Source organism: Streptomyces sp. LS1784 (assembly GCF_020103755.1).
In the GTDB taxonomy this organism is placed as follows: Bacteria; Actinomycetota; Actinomycetes; order Streptomycetales; family Streptomycetaceae; genus Kitasatospora.
Genome location: NZ_JAHSQD010000087.1, coordinates 1 through 23099, shown reverse-complemented (window position 1 = coordinate 23099; position 23099 = coordinate 1). Strand labels below are relative to the sequence as shown.

Below are 23099 nucleotides of genomic sequence, written 5' to 3'. Positions count from 1 at the left end.
CGCGGCCGGCCCGGCGCCCGAGCGCCCGGCGGTGGCGGCGACGCCCAAGGCCCCGAAGAAGCCGGCCGCGGGCAAGCGGGAGGACGGCCTCGGCGACTTCGCCGACATCGAGGAGATCCTCCGCAAGCGCGGGATCTAGGGCGGCGGCGGGTCAGGCGGAGGGGACGGCCTCCGCCGACCGCTGCCGTGCCCGGTAGGCGGCGACGTGCAGCCGGTTGCCGCAGGTGCGGCTGTCGCAGTAGCGCCGCGAGCGGTTCCGGGAGAGGTCCACGAAGACCCGCGCGCAGTCCGGGGCCTCGCAGCGGCGCAGCCGCTCCCGCTCGCCCGCCATGAGGATGAAGGCCAGCGCCATGCCCAGCTCGGCCGCCAGGTGGTCGCCGAGCGCGGCGTGCGGCGCGAAGTAGTGGATGTGCCAGTCGTGGTCGTCGTGGTTGGTCAGCCGGGGCGTCGTCCCGGCTGCCGCGACGATCGAGTTGACCAGCTCGGCGGCCTCCGCGGTGGACTCCGTCGCGAACACCTCACGCAGCCGGGTGCGCAGCTCGTGCACCCGCCGCAGGTCGTGCTCGGTCAGCGAGTCGATCTCGCTGATCTCCTGGCGGACCACGAAGGCGTCCAGCGCGGCGACGTCCGGCAGTCGCTCGGCGCCACACACCTCGGGCGCGGTGTTGAGCAGCTCCACGAGGATGCTCAGCGCGCACTCGGTGTCATGGGTGATCAGCACGTTGGGGGCTCCTCGCGCAGGGGGACTCCGATACCCCGCGTCCGCGGTTACCCCAGACCATACCGGGCCTCGTGCCGGTGGGGCGGCGCCTTCTTTCGAAGATGTGTGCGTACTCCGGCAAGGCGCCCGAAACCGGGCGTCGCCCGGGCCTGTCGGCGTCCGAACCGGCGTGCGAGACTCGCAGGTGTGGGCGGCCGGTGAAAGACGTCGGCGCCCGACACCGAGGCCGGCCATCCGTGGGGATGACCGGCCTCGGTGCCGGGCGCCTGCGGTGCTGTGGTCCCGCTCCGGCGGGAGCGGGACCGCTTACCGGCCCCGAGGCCGCGTCGTGCGCGGCTGAGTCCGCTGCCGTGCCCCCGAGTAGGACGGCTGCGATGACGGCAAGGGGGTACGGCCCCGCCGACAGCGGGGCGTGACCGCCTCCGGACGGGGTCAGCTTTCGGCGAGGATGTGGGACAGCTCCCGGTCGAGGTCGAAGTGACGGTGTTCGGTGCCGGGGGGCACCGCGGCGTCCGTCCGCTTGAGGAACGACTCAAGCGCACGGGCAGGGGCCTCCAGCAGGGCCTCTCCTTCCGGAGAGCTCAGTGCGATGCAGACCACCCCTTGCCCGTGGCTGCGCGACGGCCACACCCGGACGTCGCCGGTACCGGTGGGTCGGTGCAGCCCCTCCGCGAGGAGATCTCGGGCGAACACCCACTCCACGGTCTCATCGGCGCCCGTGTGGAACGTGGCATGCACGGCGTAGGGGTCGGCAGTGTCATAGCGCAGGCCCGCGGGGACGGGCAGTGAGGACTCGCTGGACACGATGAGGCGCAGGTGCAGCTCGCAGCTGACCGTGGTGTTCATAAGCGCCATGGCCTTTCGCTCAGTGTGCGCTCGGGGAATCGCACGTCGGCGAACGGACCATCCCACCCCCAAGACCGATGTAAACCCCTCTGTCCCGATTCGGGCGCGAGTCGTACCCCTTACGGCGCATTGCGGAATCGCCCCGCAGCGGCCGGGCCGGGCATTACCCCGGCTACTTCTTGGTTAGTTTCCTGGGATGACTGTGCGAAACGACAAGGCGGCCGGGAACACGGGAACGGGTGAAGCGGCCGTGGAGGTTGACGCGGTCGCCGACGGTGGTCGGGCGGTCGGCTCGCGGGCCCCTGCCCTCGTCCGGCGCTCGCCGGCGCTGCACCGTCTGGCAGGTGGCGATCTTCCTGGCCGGCCTCGCCGTGGTGGCGCTCGGGCTGATCATGCTGCCGCTGCCCGGCCCCGCCTGGCTGGTGATCTTCCTGGGCGTGGGGATCTGGGCCACCGAGTTCGTCCGGGCCCAGTTGGCCCTGCGCCGGACCCGCCGCAAGGTGGCGGAGGCCGCCCAGCGGGCCATGGACCCGCGGGTGCGCCGCCGCAACCTGACGCTCACCGCGATCGGGCCGGCCGCCGTCCTCGGGGCGGGCGGCTGGTACCTCGCCCGCTACGGGCCGGCCGTCCCCTGGCGGCTGGAGGAGGGCTGACCTGCCCGGGCGTGGGGCCGCGGGCGGGGAGGGAGTTCGGAGCACCCCTCGGGATGCGGTAATGTTTTCCCTGCACCCGGGCGATTAGCTCAGCGGGAGAGCACTTCGTTCACACCGAAGGGGTCACTGGTTCGATCCCAGTATCGCCCACCGGAATGCATTGTGATATGTGAGGCCCAGCCGATTTTCGGCTGGGCCTCACATGTATTTCCGGAATCCGCCCGAAGGGGCGTCGGTAATCACCTGAGGTGCAGTCACCGTCCATGTGGAGCACGAGTTCTGCGGAGGCGTCGGCGCTACCCGGAACGGGCGAGTTGTACGACCGGTGCCGAATGGTGCTACAGTTCTTCTCGTTGCCCGGGCGATTAGCTCAGCGGGAGAGCACTTCGTTCACACCGAAGGGGTCACTGGTTCGATCCCAGTATCGCCCACCGGACAGCACGCAGGCCCTGACCAGGAAACCGGTCAGGGCCTGCGGCGCACCCGGGGCCGAGATTCCGCGGGCCGCCCGTTACGCCGCCGCCTCGCAGCCGTGCTCCGGCTCCAGCCGGCGCCCGCAGCCGCACCGGGCCGGCCGCAGCGGCCAGGACGGATCCACCCGCTCCGGCGTCCCCGAGCGGTCGAACCAGTTCTGCAGCCCGCGTGCCTGTGCCGCGTGCCAGATCGCCTGCCGCAGGTGCAGCTCCGCCGCCGACAGGCCGCCGAGCGCCGCCGGGTAGCGGGCGCCTATCCGCCGGGTCAGGGCCAGCGCCGCCGTCGCGTCCGCCGCCGCGTCGTGCGCCCCGGCCAGCTCCACGCCGTAGTGGGCGCACAGGTCGGTCAGTGTCCGGCGGCCCTTGCGGTAACGGTCCACGTGCTTGTCCAGCACCCGCGGATCCAGCACCACCAGACCGACCGTCGCCAGTCCGTCGGCCAGCGTCAGCCCGTGATGGCGGCGCAGCTCCCGGTCCAGCAGCGTCAGATCGTAGGGCGCGTTCATCACCACCACCGGATGCCCGGCCCGAGCCTCGGCCGCCAGCGCACGCGTGACCTCCGCCACCACCGTGCGGGCCGGACGGCCGTGGGCACGCACCTGCTCGTCCGTGATGCCGTGCACCGCGCGGGCACCGTCCGGGATCGGAACGCCCGGATCGGCGAGCCAGATGGTGGTCCGCGCCGGTGCGCCCGGCGCGAGCTGGACGACCAGGGCGGCGGAGACGATCCGGTCGTTCTCCACGTCCACGCCGGTCGTCTCGGTGTCGAAGGAGGCGAGTGGGCCGGTGTACCAGTGCTGCTGCATGACTGCCCCTCAGGCGAGCGTTGCGCCCGGTTGATACCCGGTTCTGACGCCACTTCAACCCGTTTGGCCCAAGCCCGGCCGGGGATCCTGCCCATGACTGTCCCGTTCGAATCGACTGACCTGTCCGGACCGGGACGGGCGCGGACCGGGGAGGCCACGGGGTGATGGCAGCGACCCAGCCGCAGCCCGAGGAGGCGGCGGCCGTACTGCGGGGGAACCTCGCGGTCACCGCCTGCATGGAGACCTTGCAGGTCGGCTATCTGCACGCGGTCGCCGCCGCGGCCGGCTGCTCGCTCTCCCAGCCGTTCCCGGACAACGGCATCGACTGGCACGTCAGCCACGGCTCCCGGACGCACGAGGTGGACGACGAGGTCACCGTCAAGATCCAGCTCAAGGCCACCCAGCAGGTCGCTCCCGACCCGGCCGGGCCGTTCTTCAGCTTCACCCTGGACAACGACCACCTGCGCAAGCTCGCCCGGCCCCGGGTCGCCGTGGCGCGGATCCTGGTCGTGATGCTGCTGCCGCGCCGGGTCGACCACTGGCTGCGGGCCCGCCCGGACGCCCTGGAGCTGCGGCACTGCTGCTACTGGGTCAACCTGGCCGGCCACCCCGTCACCGGGCAGCGGCGCACCAACGTCCGCGTGCCCACCGACAAGGTCTTCGACGACCGCGCGCTGTGCGACATCATGGCCCGGGTCGGTGCGGGCGGCAGCCCGTGACGGCCCGGCCCCGGCAGGGAGGAACCGGACCCATGACACCGCCGTACGGACCGGGCGAGCCGGCCCGGCCCCTGCCCGATCCGGCCGCCGTCGACCCGACGGTGCTGGCCACCCTCCTCGCCCGGCACGGCTGGGTCCGCCGCGGCGGACCGGCCGCCCGGTACGGACGCTGGACCCCGCCCGACGGCGAACCCGGCACCAGCCTGCTCGTCCCGGCCGGGGCCGGCTTCGACGACGCCGTCGAACTCCTCACCGACGCCGTCACCGCGCTCTCCCGCTCCCGCACCCCCTCCGCACGCTCGATCCTGCTCGCCCTCGCCGTCCCCGGTGACGAGCTGCGCTGGCACCGCGAACCGCCCGGTCGCGCCGGGGCCACCCCCTGGGACGAGGCCGAGCGGCTCCGGCAGGCGGCGCGCGGGATGCTCGCCGCCGGCGCCAAGGCCGCCCGGACCAGGGCCGGCTACTTCGGTGCCCGGCTGGACGGCCTCGCCGGGGACTTCCTGGACCGCGTCCTGCTGGTCGAACAGGGCGCCGCCCTCACCGCCCACACCCCCGCTCCCGAGGGCCGCGCCGCCGTCACCACGCTGGTCCGCGCCCTGGAGGCGCTGCGCGACGCGGTCGACTACCGCCGGGTCAGCGGCGGGCCCGAGGCCTTCGGGAACGCCGTCCAGGCCGGGGTCAGCAGGGAGCTCGTCCAGTCCGTCGAGGACCTGGTGCGCGACGCGACGGCCGCCCGGCTCAGCGTCGCCTGGTCGCCCGCCGCCGGGACGCCGGGCGGCTTCGGGGACCGCCGGATCGACCTCGACTTCTCGCCCGGGGACCTGCCCGCCCTGGCGGAGGCCGCCGACCTGCTGGAACGGACCGAACCCGCCGTTGCCGTCACCGTGGTCGGCGTGGTCACCCGGCTCAAGCGCGCCGACCCGGCCGGCCCGGGCTCGGTGCGGCTGCGGGTGCTGACCGGCGCCGAGGTCCGCGAGCTCAAGCTCCGCCTGCCCGACCCCGACTACCGGCTCGCCGCCGAGGCCCACCTCGCGGGCTTGCCGATCCGGGTCTCCGGCCGGCTGGACCGGCACGGCGGCTTCCGCCGGCTGACCGGCCCACACGGACTGGAGCTCCGCGGCTGGGAGGAAGGGGACCGCGAGCGGCTGCTGAAGTCGCTCGGGGAGAAGGCGGAGGGAGGGGGAGACGGGGCATAGGTGGACGGCAGGGGCGGCGCTCTCGGTACCATCGTCACGCGCAGCGCAGTGCTGCGTCCTCTGAAATCCAGCACGTCAGGAGAGACCGGTGACGGACGTCCGGGTAATCATCAGCCGCGAACCCGATCGGGAAGAGCGCGTGGTGACCACGGGCACCACGGCCGCCGAGCTCTTCGCCGACGACCGCTCGATCATCGCCGCCCGCGTCGGCGGCCAGCTCAAGGACCTCGCCTACGTCCTCCAGGACGGCGACGAGGTCGAGCCGGTCGCGATCGGCAGCAAGGACGGCCTCGACATCCTGCGCCACTCCACCGCGCACGTCATGGCCCAGGCCGTGCAGCAGCTCTACCCCGAGGCCAAGCTCGGCATCGGCCCGCCGGTCAAGGACGGCTTCTACTACGACTTCGACGTCGAGAAGCCCTTCCACCCCGATGACCTCAAGGCCATCGAGAAGAAGATGCAGGAGATCATCAAGCGCGGGCAGAAGTTCTCCCGCCGCGTGGTCACCGACGAGGCCGCCCGCGAGGAGCTGGCCGCCGAGCCGTACAAGCTGGAGCTGATCGGCCTCAAGGGCTCCGCCGCCACCGCCGGCGAGGGCGCCGACGTCGAGGTCGGCGCCGGCGAGCTCACCATCTACGACAACCTGGACGCCAAGTCCGGCGACCAGTGCTGGGGCGACCTCTGCCGCGGCCCGCACCTGCCCAGCACCCGCCACATCCCGGCGTTCAAGCTGATGCGCAACGCGGCCGCCTACTGGCGCGGCAGCGAGAAGAACCCGATGCTGCAGCGCATCTACGGCACCGCCTGGCCGACCAAGGACGAGCTGAAGGCCCACCTGGACTTCCTGGTCGAGGCCGAGAAGCGCGACCACCGCAAGCTCGGCAACGAGCTCGACCTCTTCTCCATCCCCGAGGAGATCGGCTCCGGCCTCGCCGTCTTCCACCCCAAGGGCGGCATCATCCGCCGCGCCATGGAGGACTACTCGCGCAAGCGGCACGAGGAAGAGGGCTACGAGTTCGTCTACACCCCGCACGCCACCAAGGGGAAGCTCTTCGAGAAGAGCGGCCACCTCGACTGGTACGCGGACGGTATGTACCCGCCCATGCAGCTCGACGAGGGCGTGGACTACTACCTCAAGCCGATGAACTGCCCGATGCACAACCTGATCTTCGACGCGCGCGGCCGCTCGTACCGTGAACTGCCGCTGCGCCTCTTCGAGTTCGGGACGGTGTACCGCTACGAGAAGTCCGGCGTGGTGCACGGCCTGACCCGTGCCCGCGGTTTCACGCAGGACGACGCGCACATCTACTGCACCCGCGAGCAGATGGCGGACGAGCTCGACTCGACCCTGACCTTCGTGCTCAACCTGCTCCGCGACTACGGTCTGACCGACTTCTACCTGGAGCTGTCGACCAAGGACCCGGTGAAGTACGTCGGCAGCGACGAGACCTGGGAGGAGGCCACCCGCGTCCTGGCGAGCGTGGCCGAGAAGCAGGGCCTGCCGCTGGTGCCGGACCCGGGCGGCGCGGCCTTCTACGGTCCGAAGATCTCGGTGCAGGCGAAGGACGCCATCGGCCGTACCTGGCAGATGTCGACCATCCAGCTCGACTTCAACCTGCCCGAGCGCTTCGACCTGGAGTACACCGCGGCGGACGGCTCGCGCCAGCGGCCGGTCATGATCCACCGCGCGCTCTTCGGCTCGATCGAGCGCTTCTTCGCGGTGCTGCTGGAGCACTACGCCGGCGCCATGCCGCCGTGGCTGGCCCCGGTCACCGTGACCGGCATCCCGATCACCGACGAGCACGTGCCGTACCTGCTGGAGGTCGCGGCCGAGCTGAAGAAGCACGGGATCCGGGTCGAGGTGGACACCTCCGACGACCGCATGCAGAAGAAGATCCGCAACGCGCAGCGCTCCAAGGTCCCGTACATGCTCATCGCGGGCAATGACGACGTCGAGGCGGGTGCGGTGTCCTTCCGCTACCGCAACGGCGAGCAGAAGAACGGCGTTCCGCTGGCGGAAGCGGTTGCGGAGATCGTGGACGCGGTGAAGAACCGCATCCAGGTGTGACGTAGTCCCCGCCTGAGCGGGGGTGGCCCTGTGCACGAGATGATCATGCGCGGGCGGAAGTCGTGGGCCCCGCCCACGCGGGGATGCGCGGGGCAGGCTCTTGAAGAGTCTGCCCCGCGCGGCTTTGCAAGCACCATCGGGCGAATATGCTGATCAGCATGACGACTGAGCCGGAACTTCAGCGGGGCGTCGGTGAGCCGGACGGCTTCCGCCGCCTGTGGACGCCCCATCGGATGGCCTACATCCAGGGTGAGAACAAGCCCACTGGCCCGGCTCCGGACGACGGTTGTCCGTTCTGCTCGATCCCGTCCCTGAGCGACGAGGACGGGCTGGTCATCGCCCGGGGGAGTGCCGTGTTCGCGGTGCTGAACCTGTACCCGTACAACGGCGGGCACCTGATGGTGGTCCCGTACCGGCACGTGGCCGACTACACCGACCTGGACGAGGCCGAGACGGCCGAGCTGGCGGACTTCACCAAGAAGGCGATGACGGCGCTGCGGGCGGCCTCCGGGGCGCACGGGTTCAACATCGGGATGAACCAGGGCGCGGCGGCCGGGGCCGGGATCGCGGCGCACCTGCACCAGCACGTGGTGCCGCGCTGGGGCGGGGACACCAACTTCATGCCGGTGGTCGGCCACACCAAGGTGCTGCCGCAGCTGCTGGCGGACACCCGGAAGATGCTGGCCGAGGCCTGGCCGCAGGGCTGATCCGGAGAGCATGGGAGGGCCCCACCGAGATCCTCGGTGGGGCCCTCCCATGCTCTCCGGATCAGCCGGCGTTGAAGGTGTCGACGTCGTACGGCCGGGGGCTCTGTGCCTCGGACTTGATGATCGAGGTGCGGTTCTTGAAGAAGCGGTCGGCGTCCAGGTCGTGCTCCTCCAGGAACTCCAGCGTGGCGGCGTGGACCGCGGCGAGCACCGGGACGGAGGCGTTCTGGGCGTTGTCGACCATGGAGCGGTTCTCCCAGGCCCGGCCGGCCCAGATGTGCCGCAGCCCGAACGGCTCCGGCAGGCCGAGCCCGCCACCGAGCCAGCCGAGCAGGCCGGGCATCCGGTAGAAGGGGGCGCGGACGGCCTGGCGGACGACCTCGTCGTTGTCGATCAGGGGGAGCTTGACGGTGCGCTCCTCCCAGAACTTCACGGTCTTGGAGACCGACTTCTCCTTGTCCTTCGGCTTGTCGAAGAAGACGCCCTTGACCGGGCCGAGCGCGTAGCCGGACACGGTGATGTTCAGGACGTTGGCGAGCAGGGTGACGGTGACGGTGAAGGTGAGGACCAGCTTGCCGTCGTGGGTGATGAACTGGGTGGCGAGGTAGTGCCGGGGGCCGCCGGAGAAGGTCTGCTTGTCGGCGACGCTCTGCACGGCGAAGTCGCGCATCCGGTCGCCGTCCATGTCGGCGCTGCCGGGGCGGCCGATCTCGTCGGCGCCCTCGCCGATGTCGAAGACCACCCACTGCTTGATGGCGACGTTGGGCATGCCGCTGTTGGCGACGTGGCTGACGCCGAGGCCCTTGAGGTGGGAGGAGATCCGGCGGATCAGGTCCCAGGGGTGGAAGGCGCGGAAGTCGACGTGGCCCTCGGCGGGGTGGAGGGTGTCGGCGAGGCGCCACTCGCCCCAGCGGCGGCCGGCACCGAGGATGCCCTTGGGGCCGGCGTAGTGGTGGATGTTGGTCTCCTGCTCGGCGTCCAGGCGGCCGAGCTTGTCGCGCAGGTCGGTGGCCTTCTTGTCGAGGTCGTCGCGGGGGACGGCCTTGGCGACGGAGGCGGCCACCGCGCTGCCCTCGACCAGTGCCTGCCATCGGGCGCGCAGGTCCTTGGCGGAGCGTTCGACGATCTGGCGGGCGAGGAACCAGCCGATGACCGGGGCGAGCATGGTGATGCGCAGGTAGATGCCGAGGAGGCCGTCGGCCGGCGGGCGCCACACGAACACGACGGCGAGGACGGCGGTCGCGGCGAGCACCAGGCCGCCGTAGATCTCCGCGTTCTTCGGGTTGTCCCGCTTGAGCCAGGCGCGGAGCTGGAAGGCGCCGAGCCAGATCAGGGTGCCGGGGAGGAAGAGCACGATGGTGGCGATGGAGACGGTGCTGAGCTGCCGGTCGCGGGTGTTGCGCAGTTCCTCGGCGGCCAGGCAGTGCTCGACGACCTGCCGGGTGTCGACTCCGAAGGCCGGGACGAGGGGTTTCCGGTCGCCGCCCAGGGCACGGGAGATCAGCGCCTTGCTGAACGCCTCGCCGAGGTTGGGCCGGAAGAGCGCGAAGCGGCCTTTCTTCACCTTGGCGTCGGTGACGGCGTCGACGAAGCCCTGGATCTCGCCGTCGCGGTAGGCGGTCGAGGAGAGCCCCTGGGTGATGGCGGTCTGCGGGCCGGCGTCGGTCCGGGGTATCTGCGCACCCGGGGTCATGTCGAGTGTGGTCACGGTGGCGTCCCTCCTCCCCTTGTCAGCGGCAGGTTACCGTGCCGTGGCACCCCCGCGCGGATGATCGTCTGAAGTGCCGTCACCGGAGGCCTGAGGGGCATGATGCCCAGGTTCGGAGGGGTCGATACCCGCCGAGGTGCCCCTGATGGTGGTGGGGCAGGATGGAGGGCGGGAGCGAGGAAAGGGGAGCGGCCGTGAAGGATCCGGTGCTGGTCTTCGACGGGGACTGTTCGTTCTGTTCGTCCTGCGTGCGCTGGGCGGAGCGGTACCTGCGGCAGACGCTGGCCTCGGGGGGCTGGGAGGCGGTGCCGTTCCAGTTCGCGGATCTGGCGGGGCTGGACGGGCGCGCCGGCGGCCGGGGTGAGGTGTCGGCCGAGCGGGCGGAGCGCGAGGTGCTCTGGGTGACGCCGACCGGCCGGGTGTACGGGGGCGCGCAGGCGGTTGCGCGGCTGCTGATGCGCTCCGGCGGGGCGTGGGCGTACCTGGGCGCGGTGTTGACGGCGGCGCCGGTGCGGCCGCTGGCGGGGCTGGCCTACCGCTGGGTTTCGCGCAACCGGCACCGGATGCCGGGGGGCACGGCGGCCTGCGCGCTGCCGAACCGGAAGTCCGCTCAGTCGGTGTAGCGCCCGGCCAGGGCGGCGGGCATGGGTTCGTGGCGCAGGTAGGCGCGGGAGAACTCGGCGGTGCCGTGGGTGAGCGAGCGCAGGTCGATCGGGTAGCGGACGAGTTCGAGTTCGGGCACCTCGGCGCGCAGCAGGGTGAGGCCGGTGCCGCCGGTCTCGGTGCCGAGGACGCGGCCGCGGCGGCCGGAGAGGTCGCCGAGGACGGCGCCGAGGTAGTCGTCGGGCAGCAGGACGCTGACGGCGGCGACGGGTTCGAGCAGGCGGATGACGGCGTGCTCGGCGGCGTCGCGCAGGGCGAGGGCGGCGGCGTTCTGGAAGGACGCGTCGGAGGAGTCGACGGAGTGCGCCTTGCCGTCGGTGAGGGTGACCCGGACGTCGACGAGCGGGTATCCGGTGGAGACGCCCTTGGCGAGCTGGGCGCGGACGCCCTTCTCGACGGAGGGGATGAAGTGCTTGGGGACGGCGCCGCCGACGACGTGCTCCTGGAACTCGAAGCCGGAGCCGGCCGGGAGCGGTTCGACCTCCAGGTCGCAGATGGCGTACTGGCCGTGGCCGCCGGACTGCTTGACCAGGCGGCCGTGGCCGGCGGCGGCGGTGCCGAAGGTCTCGCGCAGGGCGACCTTGGGCTCGACGGTGTCGACGTGGACGCCGTGGCGGGTGCGCAGGCGGTCGAGGACGACCTCGGCGTGGGCCTCGCCGGTGCACCAGAGGACGAGCTGGTGGGTGTCGGGGTTCTGTTCCAGGCGTAGCGCCGGGTCCTCGGCGGTGAGGCGGGAGAGGGCCTGGGAGAGCTTGTCGTCGTCGGCCTTGCTGTGGGCTTCGACGGCGATCGGGAGCAGCGGCTCGGGGAGGGTCCAGCCTTCGAGTGCGACGGGGTGGCCGGGGTCGTGGACGGTGTCGCCGGCCCGGGCGGTGGTGAGTTTGGCGGCGCAGACGAGGTCGCCGGCGATGGCGTGCGGGACGGGGCGCTGGAGCTTGCCGAAGGGACTGGTGAGGGCGGTGACGCGTTCGTCGCCGTTCTGGTCGGCGGTGTGGGCGGGGCCGTCGAGGTGGATCTTCGTGTCGGGGCGCAGGGTGCCGGCGTACAGGCGCAGCAGGCTGATCCGGCCGACGTAGGCGTCGCCGGTGACGCGGACGACCTGGGCGGCGAGCGGGGCGTCGGGGTCGCACTCGGGGGCGGGGCGGGTGCGTTCGGTGGGGTCGGGGAAGGTGTGCGCGATGAGGTCGAGGAGTTCGGCGGCGCCGAGGCCGTTCTCGCTGGTGGGGACGGCGGGGTGGAGGGCGCAGGAGAGGACCTCGCGGCGCAGGCCGGCTTCGAGGGAGTCGGTGTCGAGGGGGGCGCCGGAGAGGTAGCGCTCCATGAGGGTGTCGTCCTGGCCGGAGATGGCCTCGACGAGGCTGTCGTGGGCGGGCGTGGTGTCGGGCAGGGGTTCGGCGTCGCCGTAGGTGTCGCCGGTGAGGAGGTCGACGCTGCCGTCGGGGTGTCCGTCGTGGAGGACCGGCTGGAAGAGCGGGCGGAGGGTGTCCGGGCCCAGGCCGAAGGCGTCGTGGCAGGCGGTGAGGATGTCGTCGAAGCCGGTGCGGGCGAGGTCGAGTTTGGCGACGGCGATGGCGCGGGGGATGCCTTCGGCGGCGCATTCGCGCCACAGGGCGCGGGTGGGGGCGGTGACCGGGTCGGTGGCGGAGACGACGAAGACGGCGGCGTCGGCGGCGTGCAGGGCGGCGCGCAGGTCGGCGGTGAAGTCGGGGTGGCCGGGCGGGTCGATCAGGTTGATCTTGACGCCCTTCCATTCGAGCGGGAGGAGGGCGAGCTGGACGGAGCGCTGCTGCTGGTGCTCGATGTCCTCGTGGTCGGAGACGGTGGTGCCGTCGGTGACCCGGCCGGCCCGGCCGATGGCGCCGGCGGCGAGGGCGAGGGATTCGGCGAGAGTGGTCTTGCCCACACCGCTGGAGCCGATGAGGACGACGTTGCGCAGGTCCTGCGGGCCGGTGACGGCGGGTGCCTGGCCGGCTCGTGCCGTGCTGCGGTCGGGCATCGGGGTCTCCTCCCGTGGCGCCGAGGCTGTCCTTCGCAGTCTAGGGTCGGGTGTCGCGGTGGCGCGTGTCGTACGGCCGGTCGGTGACCGCACGTGTGCGTGCGGTGGCGGGGGTGGCGTGCGGCGGTGCGTGCGCCGGAGCGTGCCCCCGGCGTGGCTACGATGGGTGGGCCGGACGGGCTGATCCGCCCGGCCGTCTGCTGCGCGTGCTGCGCCAGGCGGGTATCTGGGAGATCGGAGCGGCTGGGAAGGCCATGCTCAACAAATACGCGCGTGCCTTCTTCACACGTGTCCTGACCCCGTTCGCCGCGTTCCTGATCCGCCTGGGCGTGAGCCCGGACGCCGTGACGCTGATCGGTACCGCCGGTTCGGTGGCCGGTGCGCTGGTGTTCTTCCCGCGAGGGGAGTTCTTCTGGGGCACCATCACGATCACGCTGTTCATCTTCTCGGACCTGGTGGACGGGAACATGGCCCGCCAGCTGGGCCGGAGCACGAAGTGGGGGGCGTTCCTCGACTCCACCCTGGACCGGGTCGCGGATGCGGCGATCTTCGGCGGCCTGGCGATGTGGTACGCGGGCAAGGGTGACAACAACCTGCTCTGCGCAGTGGCGATCTTCTGCCTGGCGAGCGGTCTGGTGGTGTCGTACACCAAGGCGCGGGCGGAGAGCCAGGGTCTGCCGTGCGACGTGTCGGGGCTGGTGGAGCGGGCCGAGCGGCTGGTGGCCAGTCTGGTGGCGGCCGGTGTCGCGGGTCTGCACAAGTTCGGTGTGCCGTACGTGGAGTGGCTGCTGCCGGTGGCGCTGTGGCTGGTGGCGGCGGGCAGCCTGGTGACGGTGTTCCAGCGGATGCTGACCGTGCGCCGGGAGGCGTTCGAGGCCGACCGAGCGGCGGCCGGGAGCTGATGGGGGGCGTCCTGCGGTGACGGACCGACTGGTGTACTGGGCGTACGCGCTGGGGTGGGGGCTGCTGAAGCACCTGCCGGAGCCGATGGCCCGGGGGCTGTTCGACCGGCTGGCGGACTACGTGTGGCGCAAGCGCGGCAAGCGGGTGCTCCAGCTGGAGGCGAACCTGCGGCGGGTCCGTCCGGGGCTGGACGAGGCCGCGATGCGGGAGCTCTCCCGGGCCGGGATGCGCTCGTACCTGCGGTACTGGATGGAGTCGTTCCGGCTGCCGGTGTGGAGCCGGGAGCGGGTGGCCCGGGACGTCCAGGTGGGCGGCTTCGAGAACCTGCGGGCGGCGATGGAGTCCGGACGGGGCGCGGTGATCGCGCTGCCGCACATGGGCAACTGGGACCTCGCGGGGACCTGGGTGGCGCAGCAGGGCTACCCGTTCACCACGGTCGCGGAGCGGTTGAAGCCGGAGCGGCTGTTCGACCGGTTCGTGGCGTTCCGGGAGGGCCAGGGCATGGAGGTCCTGGCGCTGACCGGTGGTTCGGTGAACGTGATCGGCACGCTGGCGAGGCGGCTGCGCGAGGGCCGGCTGGTCTGTCTGGTGGGGGACCGGGACCTGTCGGAGGCGGGCATCGGGGTGTCGTTCTTCGGCGAGCCGACCCGGATGCCGGCCGGTCCGGCGGCGCTGTGCCAGCGGACCGGGGCGGCGCTGCTGCCCGTGACGCTCTGGTACGACGGCCCGGTGCTGCGGGGGCGGATCCACCCCGAGGTGCCGGTGCCCGAGGAGGGCGACCGCAAGGAGCGCACCCGGGCGATGACCCAGGCGATGGCGGAGGTGTGGGAGCGGGGCATCCGCGAGCACCCGCAGGACTGGCACATGCTGCAGCGGTTCTGGCCGGCCGACCTGCCGGCCCGCGAGACGGTGGAGGCGGTGCCCGCGGAGCGCGCGGAGGCGGCGCCGGAGCCCGCGGCCGAGGCCTCCGGGGCCTGACCCGTCCTGTCCGTCCCGCCCGCACGACTGTCCGAAGGAGCTTGAGGAACCCGTGAAGATCGGCATCGTCTGCCCGTACGACTGGGACGTCCCCGGTGGGGTGCAGTTCCACATCCGGGACCTGGCCGAGCACCTGATCGGTCTGGGGCACGAGGTGTCGGTGCTGGCGCCGGCCGAGGACGACGAGGCGCTGCCGCCGTACGTGGTTCCGGCCGGGCGGTCGGTGGCGGTGCCGTACAACGGGTCGGTGGCGCGGCTGAGCTTCGGGATCCTGTCGGCGGCGAGGGTGCGGCGCTGGCTGCACGACGGGCGCTTCGACATCCTGCACGTGCACGAGCCGGCCGCGCCGAGCCTGTCGATGCTGGCCGCCTGGTCGGCGACCGGGCCGATGGTGGGGACCTTCCACACCTCCAACCCGAGGTCGCGGGTGATGATCGCGGCCTCGCCGATCCTCCAGCCGGGGTTGGAGAAGATGCGGGCCCGGATCGCGGTGTCGGAGTACGCCCGGCGCACGCTGGTGGAGCACCTCGGCGGGGACGCGGTGGTGATCCCGAACGGCGTGGACGTGGGCTTCTTCGCCGAGGCCGAGCCGGACGAGCGCTGGACCGGCGGCGCGGCGAAGGGGGAGCCGGGCACGATCGGCTTCATCGGCCGGATCAACGAGCCGCGCAAGGGCCTGCCGACGCTGCTGGCGGCGCTGCCGAGGATCCTGGCGGAGCGGCCGGGGGTGCGGCTGCTGGTGGCGGGCAAGGGCGACGAGGAGGAGGCCGTCGCGGGCCTGGCGCCGGAGGTGCGCCGGCAGGTGGAGTTCCTCGGCATGGTGAGCGACCGGGACAAGGCCCGGCTGCTGCGCAGCGTGGACCTGTACGTGGCGCCGAACACCGGGGGCGAGAGCTTCGGGATCATCCTGGTCGAGGCGATGTCCGCGGGCGCGCCGGTGCTGGCGAGCGACCTGGACGCGTTCAAGCAGGTGCTGGACGGCGGGGACGCGGGGGAGCTGTTCCCGGTGGAGGACGCGGACGCGCTGGCCCGTACGGCGCTGCGGTTGCTGGGCGATCCGGCGCGGCTGGAGGAGCTGCGGGAGGCGGCGTCGCGGCACGTGCGGCGGTTCGACTGGTCGACGGTCGGCGCGGACATCCTGGCGGTGTACGAGACCGTGACGGCCGGCGAGGCGGTGGTCGAGGAGGACGTGCGCAACGGGCGACGCGGCCGGTTCGGACTGGCCCGGGACTAGCCGGTTCGGGCTGCGCCCGGCACCCCGCGGTGGCGCCGGGTGCCGGCGGAGTTAGGGTCGGTCGTCCGCACCACTGCGATTCACGGGGGCAACGATGCCGCAGATCTCCGTCGACTACTCGGCCGACCTGGCCGGCACCTTCGACCGCCGGGGCCTCGGCCTGGCGATCAACCGGCTGGCGGAGGCGACGATCGACGCGAAGCCGGAGTCCTGCAAGACGGTGTTCCGGCAGAGCGAGGTGCTGGTGGTCGGCACCAGCGGGGCCGCCGCCGACACCCAGGTGTTCGTGGAGTTCCAGATCTTCCCGGGCCGCACGCCGGAGGCGAAGGCGGCGCTGAGCGAGGGCGTGCTGGCGCTGCTGGCCCGGTACGTCCGGCCGAAGCCGGGCACCCGGCTGTTCACGGCGGTGGACATCGCGGACATCGACCGGGAGAGCTACCGGAACGCGACCGCTCAGGGCTGAACCGGTGACACCGGGTAACGTAGCGGCCCGTGACTACCTGGATCTGGGCCGGCGTGGCCGTGGTGCTGTTCGGCATGTACCTGAGTTGGACGGCCGGTCGGTTGGACCGGCTGCACGCCCGGATCGACGCCGCGCGGGCGGCGCTGGACGCGCAGCTGGTCCGGCGGGCCTCGGTGGCGATGGAGCTGGCGACGTCGTCGTTGCTGGACCCGGCGGCCTCGCTGCTGCTGCTGGACGCGGCGCACGCGGCCCGGCAGGCCGAGGACGACCAGCGCGAGGTGGCGGAGAGTCAGTTGAGCCTGGCGCTGCGGGCGGTGTTCGAGGAGCCGGCGCAGGTGGCGGCGCTGATGGCCGAGCCGGGGGGCGAGGACGCGGTTCGTGATCTGACGGCCGCGGTGCGGCGGGTGCCGATGGCCCGACGGTTCCACAACGACGCGGTGCGGGCGGCGCGGGCGGTGCGCGAGCACCGGCTGGTGCGGTACTTCCGGCTGGCGGGGAAGGCGCCGTTCCCGTTGGCGTTCGAGATGGACGATGCTCCGCCTCCCGCTCTTACACCCGAAGGGGCGCCTGCTTAAGGTGTCCCCCGGATACGGCCCGTTTGTCGTATCCCGTCGTCCGGGCTGGACTTGGTGGCGCATGAATGGGCCACCCGGTCTGCCTACCATAGGGCGATAGCACTGATTCATCTTCGAGTGAGGTCTCACGTGTCCACCAGCCCCACCACCGCAGACCAGCCGCAGATCGGTACCGCCCGGGTCAAGCGCGGCATGGCCGAGCAGCTCAAGGGCGGTGTGATCATGGACGTGGTCAACGCCGAGCAGGCCAAGATCGCCGAGGACGCCGGCGCGGTGGCCGTCATGGCCCTGGAGCGGGTTCCGGCGGACATCCGCAAGGACGGCGGCGTGGCCCGCATGTCCGACCCGAACATGATCGAGGAGATCATCGAGGCGGTCTCCATCCCGGTGATGGCCAAGTCCCGCATCGGTCACTTCGTCGAGGCCCAGGTGCTCCAGTCGCTGGGTGTCGACTACATCGACGAGTCCGAGGTGCTGACCCCGGCCGACGAGGTCAACCACTCGGACAAGTGGGCCTTCACCACCCCCTTCGTCTGTGGCGCCACCAACCTGGGCGAGGCCCTGCGCCGCATCGCCGAGGGCGCGGCCATGATCCGCTCGAAGGGTGAGGCCGGCACCGGCAACGTCGTCGAGGCCGTTCGCCACCTGCGCCAGATCAAGAACGAGATCGGCCACCTGCGCGCCCTGGACCACAACGAGCTGTACGCCGCCGCCAAGGAGCTGCGCGCCCCGTACGAGCTGGTCAAGGAGGTCGCCGAGCTCGGCAAGCTGCCGGTCGTGCTGTTCTCCGCCGGTGGCGTGGCCACCCCGGCCGACGCCGCGCTGATGCGCCAGCTGGGCGCCGAGGGCGTCTTCGTCGGCTCCGGCATCTTCAAGTCGGGCGACCCGGCCAAGCGCGCCGCCGCCATCGTGAAGGCCACCACCTTCTTCGACGACCCGAAGATCATCGCGGACGCCTCCCGCAACCTGGGCGAGGCCATGGTCGGCATCAACTGCGACACCCTGCCGGAGACCGAGCGCTACGCCAACCGCGGCTGGTAGTCGCCATCCTTCGAGCCGGCCCGCCGCAGCGCCTCGGTGCGCGGCGGGCCGCTCCACGTAGTCCGTCGTAACGATCGATTGAGGTTGAAGACCGTGAGCACTCCTGTCATCGGCGTCCTCGCCCTCCAGGGCGACGTTCGCGAGCACCTGGTGGCGCTGGCCGAGGCCGACGCGCTCGCCCGTCCGGTGCGCCGCGCCGAGGAGCTGGCCGAGGTCGACGCGCTGGTGATCCCCGGCGGGGAGTCCACCACCATGTCCAAGCTGGCGCTGCTGTTCGGCGTGATGGACCCGCTGCGCGAGCGGGTCGCCGCCGGGATGCCGGTCTACGGCACCTGCGCGGGCATGATCATGCTGGCGGACAAGATCCTGGACGGCCGGGAGGACCAGGAGACCGTCGGCGGCATCGACATGACGGTGCGCCGCAACGCCTTCGGCCGCCAGAACGAGTCCTTCGAGTCCGGGATCGACTTCGCGGGCCTGGACGACGCCCCGGTGCACGGCGTCTTCATCCGCGCCCCCTGGGTCGAGGCGGTCGGCGCGGGCGTCACGGTACTGGCCGAGCTGCCCGCCGCGGACGGCCCGGAGAGCCGGATCGTGGCGGTGCGCCAGGGCAACCTGCTGGCCACGTCCTTCCACCCGGAGCTGACCGGCGACCACCGGGTGCACGCGTACTTCGTGCGGATGGCCGAGGAGCACCTGGCGGAGGCCGCGCGCTGACCGTGTCGGCCGTGCGCTGACCGTGTGCGCCTTACCGGTGACGACACCGGTAAGATCTCATCTGTTTCATTTCCCTTTGGCGACGTAAAGGAGCTGGCGATGTCCGGCCACTCTAAGTGGGCTACCACCAAGCACAAGAAGGCCGTGATCGACGCCAAGCGCGGCAAGCTCTTCGCCAAGATGATCAAGAACATCGAGGTGGCGGCGCGCACCGGCGGTCCCGACCCGGCGGGCAACCCGACCCTCTACGACGCCATCCAGAAGGCGAAGAAGAGCTCGGTCCCGATCGACAACATCAACCGCGCCGTCAAGCGCGGTGGCGGTCTGGAGGCCGGCGGCGCCGACTACCAGACCATCATGTACGAGGGCTACGGCCCGAACGGCGTCGCGGTCCTGATCGAGTGCCTCACCGACAACCGCAACCGCGCCGCCTCCGACGTGCGCGTCGCGATGACCCGCAACGGCGGCTCGATGGCCGACCCGGGTTCGGTGTCGTACCTGTTCACCCGCAAGGGTGTCGTCATCGTCCCCAAGGCCGACGGCGTGGACGAGGACAAGCTGTTCGAGGTCGTCCTGGACCAGGAGCCGGAGGAGATCAACGACCTCGGCGACTCGTTCGAGATCGTCTCCGAGGCCTCGAAGATGGTCGCCGTGCGCACCGCGCTGGTCGACGCCGGTGTCGACTACGACTCGGCCGAGGCCAACTTCCTCCCCAGCATGCAGGTCGAGCTGGACGTCGACGGCGCCCGCAAGATCCTCAAGCTGATCGACGCGCTGGAGGACAGCGACGACGTGCAGAACGTCTTCGCCAACTTCGACATCTCCGACGAGGTCGGCGCGCAGCTCGACGCCGAGTGATCACTGCCCAGTGATCGTCGGTGAGTGACCGTTCTCACTGCCCGGCCCGGTGGTCCCTGGACCACCGGGCCGGTGTCGTCGGCGGGGTTGTCGGACCCGGACGGTAGCCTTCGCAGGTCGCCTCCGGGCGGCGATCGACGAGAGGCGGGGCGAGTGGTGCGGGTACTGGGCGTGGACCCGGGGCTGACCAGGTGCGGAGTCGGCGTGGTCGAGGGTGCGCCGGGCCGGCCGCTGCGGATGGCCGGGGTCGGTGTGGTGCGCACCCCCGCCGACGCCGAGATCGGGCAGCGGCTGCTCCAGGTCGAGCAGGGCATCGAGGCCTGGCTGGACGAGCACCGGCCCGACCTGGTCGCCGTCGAGCGGGTCTTCGCCCAGCACAACGTCCGCACCGTGATGGGCACCGCCCAGGCCAGCGCCGTCGCGATGCTCTGCGCCACCCGGCGCGGCATCCCCGTCACCCTGCACACCCCCAGCGAGGTCAAGGCCGCCGTCACCGGCTCCGGTCGGGCCGACAAGGCGCAGGTCACTGCCATGGTCCAGCGCCTGCTGCGGCTGGACGCGCCGCCCAAACCCGCCGACGCCGCCGACGCGCTGGCGCTGGCCATCTGCCACATCTGGCGCGGTGGGGCGACCAACCGGCTGGAGGCCGCCGTCCGGGCCGCCCGCGCCACCCCCCGTTCCACCTCCCTGAAAGGCACCGTCCGATGATCGCCTTCGTGCAAGGGCCCGTGGCGGCCATCTCCTCCGGGATCGCGGTGGTCGAGGTCGGCGGCGTCGGCATGGCCGTGCAGTGCACCCCGAACACCCTGGCCGGGCTGCGGCTGGGCGAGCCGGCCCGGCTCGCCACCTCGCTGGTGGTCCGGGAGGACTCGCTGACCCTGTTCGGCTTCGCGGACGACGACGAGCGCGCCGTGTTCGAGATCCTCCAGGCCGCGCCCGGCGTCGGCCCCAAGCTGGCGCAGGCGATCCTCGGCGTGCACAGCCCCGACGCGCTGCGCGCCGCGGTCGCCGGCAGCGACGAGAAGGCGCTGGTCGCGGTGCCGGGCATCGGGAAGGCCAAGGCGGCCAAGCTGCTGCTGGAGTACAAGGACAAGCTCGGTGCCCCGCACGGCGCCGTCCCCGCGCAGAAGCCGATTGCGACCGGCCCGGCGCCGTGGAGCGAGCAGCTGCACTCCGCGCTGACCGGCCTCGGCTACGCCCCGCGCGAGGCGGACGAGGCGGTCGCGGCCGTCACCCCGGAGGCCGAGGCGCAGGCGACGCCGGACGTCGGCGCCCTGCTCCGGCTCGCCCTGCGCGGGCTCAACCGCGCCCGCTGACCATCTGCCGATCTGTCCTTTTGTCGACACTGGAGACTCTGGAGCCCGCGACGATGTACGACCCGGAACCCGCCGACCGGCTGGTCACGGCTGCCGCCGACGGTGAGGACCAGGCGGTGGAGGCGGCGCTGCGCCCCAAGCAGCTGGACGAGTTCATCGGCCAGGAGCGGGTGCGCGAGCAGCTGTCGCTGGTGCTCCAGGCCGCCCGCAAGCGCGGCAGCGCGCCCGACCACGTGCTGCTGAGCGGGCCGCCCGGGCTCGGCAAGACCACCCTGTCCATGATCATCGCCGCCGAGCTGGGCGCCCCGATCCGGATCACCTCCGGCCCGGCCATCCAGCACGCCGGGGACCTCGCGGCGATCCTCTCCTCGCTCACCGAGGGCGAGGTGCTCTTCCTCGACGAGATCCACCGGATGTCCCGGCCGGCCGAGGAGATGCTCTACATGGCGATGGAGGACTTCCGGGTCGACGTGATCGTCGGCAAGGGTCCGGGCGCCACCGCCATCCCCCTGGAGCTGCCGCCCTTCACGCTGGTCGGTGCCACCACCCGGGCCGGCCTGCTGCCGCCGCCGCTGCGCGACCGCTTCGGTTTCACCGGGCACATGGAGTTCTACGCCCCGGCCGAGCTCCAGCGGGTGGTGCACCGCTCGGCCGCGCTGCTGGACGTGGAGATAGACCCGGCCGGCGCGGCCGAGATTGCCGGGCGCTCGCGCGGCACCCCGCGGATCGCCAACCGGCTGCTGCGCCGGGTCCGCGACTACGCCCAGGTCCGGCACGACGGCCAGGTCACCGCGGGGATCGCCGCCCAGGCGCTGGACGTCTACGAGGTGGACGCCCGTGGCCTGGACCGGCTGGACCGCGCGGTGCTGGACGCGCTGCTGCGGCTGTTCGGCGGCGGCCCGGTCGGTTTGTCGACACTCGCGGTCGCCGTGGGGGAGGAGTCCGAGACGGTCGAGGAGGTCGCCGAGCCCTTCCTGGTCCGCGAGGGCCTGCTTGCCCGCACTCCGCGCGGCCGGATCGCCACCGCGGCCGCGTGGCAGCACCTCGGCCTGACTCCCCCGGCACAGACCCCGCCGGCCCAGACCACTCGCGGAGGTGTTCCGGCGCAGCCGGAGCTGTTCCCCGCCGACGAAAGTTGACCGCCATCGGCTGAACGGGTGACTCCGGCGGGTCGGTTCCCACCCGGCGCTTCCGTGGTGGCACGGTGAGACGCCAGGAGCGGCGTCCGGGGAAACCGTGCAGGCGGAGGGTCGCCACTTTCGGCGGCAGGATGCGATGCTTGGCGTTGTCCGATCGATTCGGGGTCGCCTAGACTCCGCCGGACCGCCCCTCTCACCTGACGGGCCGACCAATACCACACAGGCCGCCGGCCGGCGGCCCGTAAAGGACCCTGGCTGCAGTGAACCTCATCATCCTTCTCCTCCCGATCATCGCGATCGTGCTCATGTTCCGGTCGCAGAAGAAGCGCCAGCAGCAGATGCAGCAGATGCAGACCGCGCTGGAGCCCGGGGCGGGGGTGCGCACCATCGGTGGCCTGTACGCCCAGGTGAAGGCGGTCAACGAGGAGACCGTCGAGCTGGAGATCGCGCCCGGCGTGGTCACCCACTTCACCAAGAGCGCCATCGCGGCCGTCCTGGAGCCCCAGGAGTACGACGCGATCATCAACGGCCGCCCCGCCGATGACGAGCTGCCCGAGCCGGAGGCCGAGGACGCCGAGCCGGTCGAGGACAAGCCGCTGACGCTCACCAAGGACAGCGCCGAGAAGGGCGATGCCGAGGGCGGGGCTCCCGCGAGCAAGTAGTACGGCCGGGCAACCCGCCCGGTCGCGCGGCGCAGTGCCGCGAGCCCACAGGACCTCAGGGCCGCCCAACCGCCGTACCCCCGTCCCGACATCCGCCGGCCGGGGGTACGGCCGGGGAAGTGGCATGGACAGGGAGAAACGAGCAAGGTGGCAACACCCAAGTCGCGCCCGCGCGACGGCTACCCAGGGCGGGCGCTGGCCCTCATCCTGGTCGTCACCGTCGGACTGGTCGCCCTCATGTTCGGGAACGGCACCACCAAGCCCCGGCTCGGGATCGATCTCGCCGGTGGCACCAGCATCACGCTGACCGCGAAGTCGACCGACCCCAAGGCGCTCACCAAGTCCAACATGGACATCGCCGTCGGGATCATCGAGCGCCGCGTCAACGGGATGGGTGTCTCCGAGGCGGAGGTCCAGACCCAGGGCTCGGACACGATCATCGTGAACATCCCCAAGGGCGGCGACCGGCAGAACGCGGCGGACCAGGTGGGTACCACCGCCAAGCTGTTCTTCCGCCCGGTCCTGGCCGTGGCCCCCAGCGGCGTCACCGCTCCGGCGCCGACCGACACCCCGTCCGCGGGCGCCACCGGCACCCCGGGGGCGACCCCGTCCGCCGGCGCCACCCCGTCCGCGACCGCGAGCGCCTCCAAGCAGGGC

22 protein-coding genes, 2 tRNA genes and 2 pseudogenes are annotated in these 23099 nt (G+C 72.1%); 21 read left to right on the top strand and 5 right to left on the bottom strand.

Features of this window, described 5'->3' with window-relative positions:
• Nucleotides 1–151 precede the first annotated feature (151 nt).
• Complete coding sequence (locus tag KS423_RS13550) at nucleotides 152–721, bottom strand: CGNR zinc finger domain-containing protein (RefSeq protein ID WP_224278788.1); 570 nt, start codon at nucleotides 719–721, stop codon at nucleotides 152–154.
• A 432-nt stretch (nucleotides 722–1153) separates the two neighbouring features.
• On the bottom strand, nucleotides 1154–1567 hold the full coding sequence (locus tag KS423_RS13545; protein WP_030056266.1) for an SsgA family sporulation/cell division regulator: 414 nt from the start codon (nucleotides 1565–1567) through the stop codon (nucleotides 1154–1156).
• A gap of 196 nt (nucleotides 1568–1763) precedes the next feature.
• On the opposite strand from KS423_RS13545, the pseudogene KS423_RS13540 reads away from it, so the two are divergent.
• From KS423_RS13540 to KS423_RS13530, 3 genes and pseudogenes are all read left to right on the top strand, one after another.
• Nucleotides 1764–2220, top strand: a pseudogene (locus KS423_RS13540) (TIGR02611 family protein).
• A gap of 78 nt (nucleotides 2221–2298) precedes the next feature.
• Nucleotides 2299–2370: transfer RNA gene (locus KS423_RS13535), tRNA-Val, on the top strand.
• A 209-nt stretch (nucleotides 2371–2579) separates the two neighbouring features.
• Nucleotides 2580–2651: transfer RNA gene (locus KS423_RS13530), tRNA-Val, on the top strand.
• Between the two features lie 80 nt (nucleotides 2652–2731).
• Here the strand turns inward: KS423_RS13530 and KS423_RS13525 are convergent.
• A complete protein-coding gene (locus KS423_RS13525) occupies nucleotides 2732–3499 on the bottom strand; it encodes an exonuclease domain-containing protein (RefSeq protein WP_224278786.1) in 768 nt (255 codons plus the stop codon).
• Nucleotides 3500–3663: 164 nt separating this feature from the next.
• Between KS423_RS13525 and KS423_RS13520 the strand changes: the two genes are divergently transcribed.
• From KS423_RS13520 to KS423_RS13505, 4 genes are all read left to right on the top strand, one after another.
• Complete coding sequence (locus KS423_RS13520; RefSeq protein WP_224278777.1) at nucleotides 3664–4218, top strand: DUF4365 domain-containing protein; 555 nt, start codon at nucleotides 3664–3666, stop codon at nucleotides 4216–4218.
• 32 nt (nucleotides 4219–4250) lie between these two features.
• The gene (locus KS423_RS47330) at nucleotides 4251–5414 is read left to right on the top strand and encodes a hypothetical protein (protein ID WP_263454814.1); all 1164 of its coding nucleotides are present in this window, start codon (nucleotides 4251–4253) and stop codon (nucleotides 5412–5414) included.
• A gap of 88 nt (nucleotides 5415–5502) precedes the next feature.
• Entirely contained in the window at nucleotides 5503–7482 is a 1980-nt protein-coding gene (thrS, locus tag KS423_RS13510; RefSeq protein ID WP_224278769.1) for a threonine--tRNA ligase, read from the top strand.
• Nucleotides 7483–7628: 146 nt separating this feature from the next.
• Nucleotides 7629–8189 carry an HIT domain-containing protein gene (locus tag KS423_RS13505; protein WP_224278767.1) on the top strand — a complete coding sequence of 187 codons (561 nt, stop codon included), beginning with the start codon at nucleotides 7629–7631 and terminating at the stop codon, nucleotides 8187–8189.
• 61 nt (nucleotides 8190–8250) lie between these two features.
• Here KS423_RS13505 and KS423_RS13500 read toward each other — a convergent pair whose 3' ends face one another.
• Nucleotides 8251–9897 (bottom strand): hypothetical protein, encoded by a 1647-nt coding sequence (locus KS423_RS13500; RefSeq protein ID WP_224278765.1) that lies wholly within the window; start codon nucleotides 9895–9897, stop codon nucleotides 8251–8253.
• 194 nt (nucleotides 9898–10091) lie between these two features.
• Here KS423_RS13500 and KS423_RS13495 point away from each other — a divergent pair, with 194 nt between their 5' ends.
• On the top strand, nucleotides 10092–10520 hold the full coding sequence (locus KS423_RS13495) for a thiol-disulfide oxidoreductase DCC family protein (RefSeq protein ID WP_224278763.1): 429 nt from the start codon (nucleotides 10092–10094) through the stop codon (nucleotides 10518–10520).
• On the opposite strand, the gene KS423_RS13490 is transcribed toward KS423_RS13495, so the two are convergent.
• On the bottom strand, nucleotides 10508–12556 hold the full coding sequence (locus KS423_RS13490) for an elongation factor G-like protein EF-G2 (RefSeq protein WP_224278761.1): 2049 nt from the start codon (nucleotides 12554–12556) through the stop codon (nucleotides 10508–10510). The two genes, KS423_RS13495 and KS423_RS13490, sit on opposite strands and share 13 nt — an antisense overlap.
• 254 nt (nucleotides 12557–12810) lie before the next feature.
• On the opposite strand from KS423_RS13490, the gene pgsA reads away from it, so the two are divergent.
• The 13 genes and pseudogenes from pgsA to KS423_RS13425 all read left to right on the top strand — a co-directional run.
• Nucleotides 12811–13458: a phosphatidylinositol phosphate synthase gene (pgsA, locus tag KS423_RS13485; RefSeq protein WP_224278759.1), complete on the top strand. Its 648-nt coding sequence runs from the start codon at nucleotides 12811–12813 to the stop codon at nucleotides 13456–13458.
• 16 nt (nucleotides 13459–13474) lie between these two features.
• The gene (locus tag KS423_RS13480) at nucleotides 13475–14437 is read left to right on the top strand and encodes a phosphatidylinositol mannoside acyltransferase (RefSeq protein WP_308020182.1); all 963 of its coding nucleotides are present in this window, start codon (nucleotides 13475–13477) and stop codon (nucleotides 14435–14437) included.
• Between the two features lie 52 nt (nucleotides 14438–14489).
• Nucleotides 14490–15671 carry a glycosyltransferase family 4 protein gene (locus KS423_RS13475; RefSeq protein ID WP_224278757.1) on the top strand — a complete coding sequence of 394 codons (1182 nt, stop codon included), beginning with the start codon at nucleotides 14490–14492 and terminating at the stop codon, nucleotides 15669–15671.
• A 94-nt stretch (nucleotides 15672–15765) separates the two neighbouring features.
• A complete protein-coding gene (locus KS423_RS13470; RefSeq protein WP_224278755.1) occupies nucleotides 15766–16134 on the top strand; it encodes a 5-carboxymethyl-2-hydroxymuconate Delta-isomerase in 369 nt (122 codons plus the stop codon).
• A 74-nt stretch (nucleotides 16135–16208) separates the two neighbouring features.
• Nucleotides 16209–16709: a hypothetical protein gene (locus KS423_RS13465; RefSeq protein ID WP_224278792.1), complete on the top strand. Its 501-nt coding sequence runs from the start codon at nucleotides 16209–16211 to the stop codon at nucleotides 16707–16709.
• 129 nt (nucleotides 16710–16838) lie between these two features.
• Nucleotides 16839–17750, top strand: coding sequence for a pyridoxal 5'-phosphate synthase lyase subunit PdxS (gene pdxS / locus KS423_RS13460; protein WP_224278753.1), 912 nt, complete (start codon nucleotides 16839–16841; stop codon nucleotides 17748–17750).
• Between the two features lie 93 nt (nucleotides 17751–17843).
• Nucleotides 17844–18467, top strand: coding sequence for a pyridoxal 5'-phosphate synthase glutaminase subunit PdxT (gene pdxT / locus KS423_RS13455; RefSeq protein WP_224278751.1), 624 nt, complete (start codon nucleotides 17844–17846; stop codon nucleotides 18465–18467).
• Between the two features lie 99 nt (nucleotides 18468–18566).
• Nucleotides 18567–19325, top strand: a complete 759-nt coding sequence (locus KS423_RS13450) for a YebC/PmpR family DNA-binding transcriptional regulator (protein WP_049651428.1) — start codon at nucleotides 18567–18569, stop codon at nucleotides 19323–19325.
• Between the two features lie 156 nt (nucleotides 19326–19481).
• On the top strand, nucleotides 19482–20033 hold the full coding sequence (gene ruvC / locus KS423_RS13445; protein WP_224278790.1) for a crossover junction endodeoxyribonuclease RuvC: 552 nt from the start codon (nucleotides 19482–19484) through the stop codon (nucleotides 20031–20033).
• Nucleotides 20030–20641 carry a Holliday junction branch migration protein RuvA gene (ruvA, locus tag KS423_RS13440; protein ID WP_224278749.1) on the top strand — a complete coding sequence of 204 codons (612 nt, stop codon included), beginning with the start codon at nucleotides 20030–20032 and terminating at the stop codon, nucleotides 20639–20641. The genes ruvC and ruvA overlap by 4 nt, the downstream gene beginning before the upstream one ends.
• A gap of 53 nt (nucleotides 20642–20694) precedes the next feature.
• Nucleotides 20695–21780 carry a Holliday junction branch migration DNA helicase RuvB gene (gene ruvB, locus KS423_RS13435; RefSeq protein ID WP_224278747.1) on the top strand — a complete coding sequence of 362 codons (1086 nt, stop codon included), beginning with the start codon at nucleotides 20695–20697 and terminating at the stop codon, nucleotides 21778–21780.
• A 260-nt stretch (nucleotides 21781–22040) separates the two neighbouring features.
• Nucleotides 22041–22442, top strand: a complete 402-nt coding sequence (yajC, locus tag KS423_RS13430; RefSeq protein ID WP_224278745.1) for a preprotein translocase subunit YajC — start codon at nucleotides 22041–22043, stop codon at nucleotides 22440–22442.
• A 147-nt stretch (nucleotides 22443–22589) separates the two neighbouring features.
• Nucleotides 22590–23099, top strand: a pseudogene (locus tag KS423_RS13425) (protein translocase subunit SecD); the annotation flags it as partial.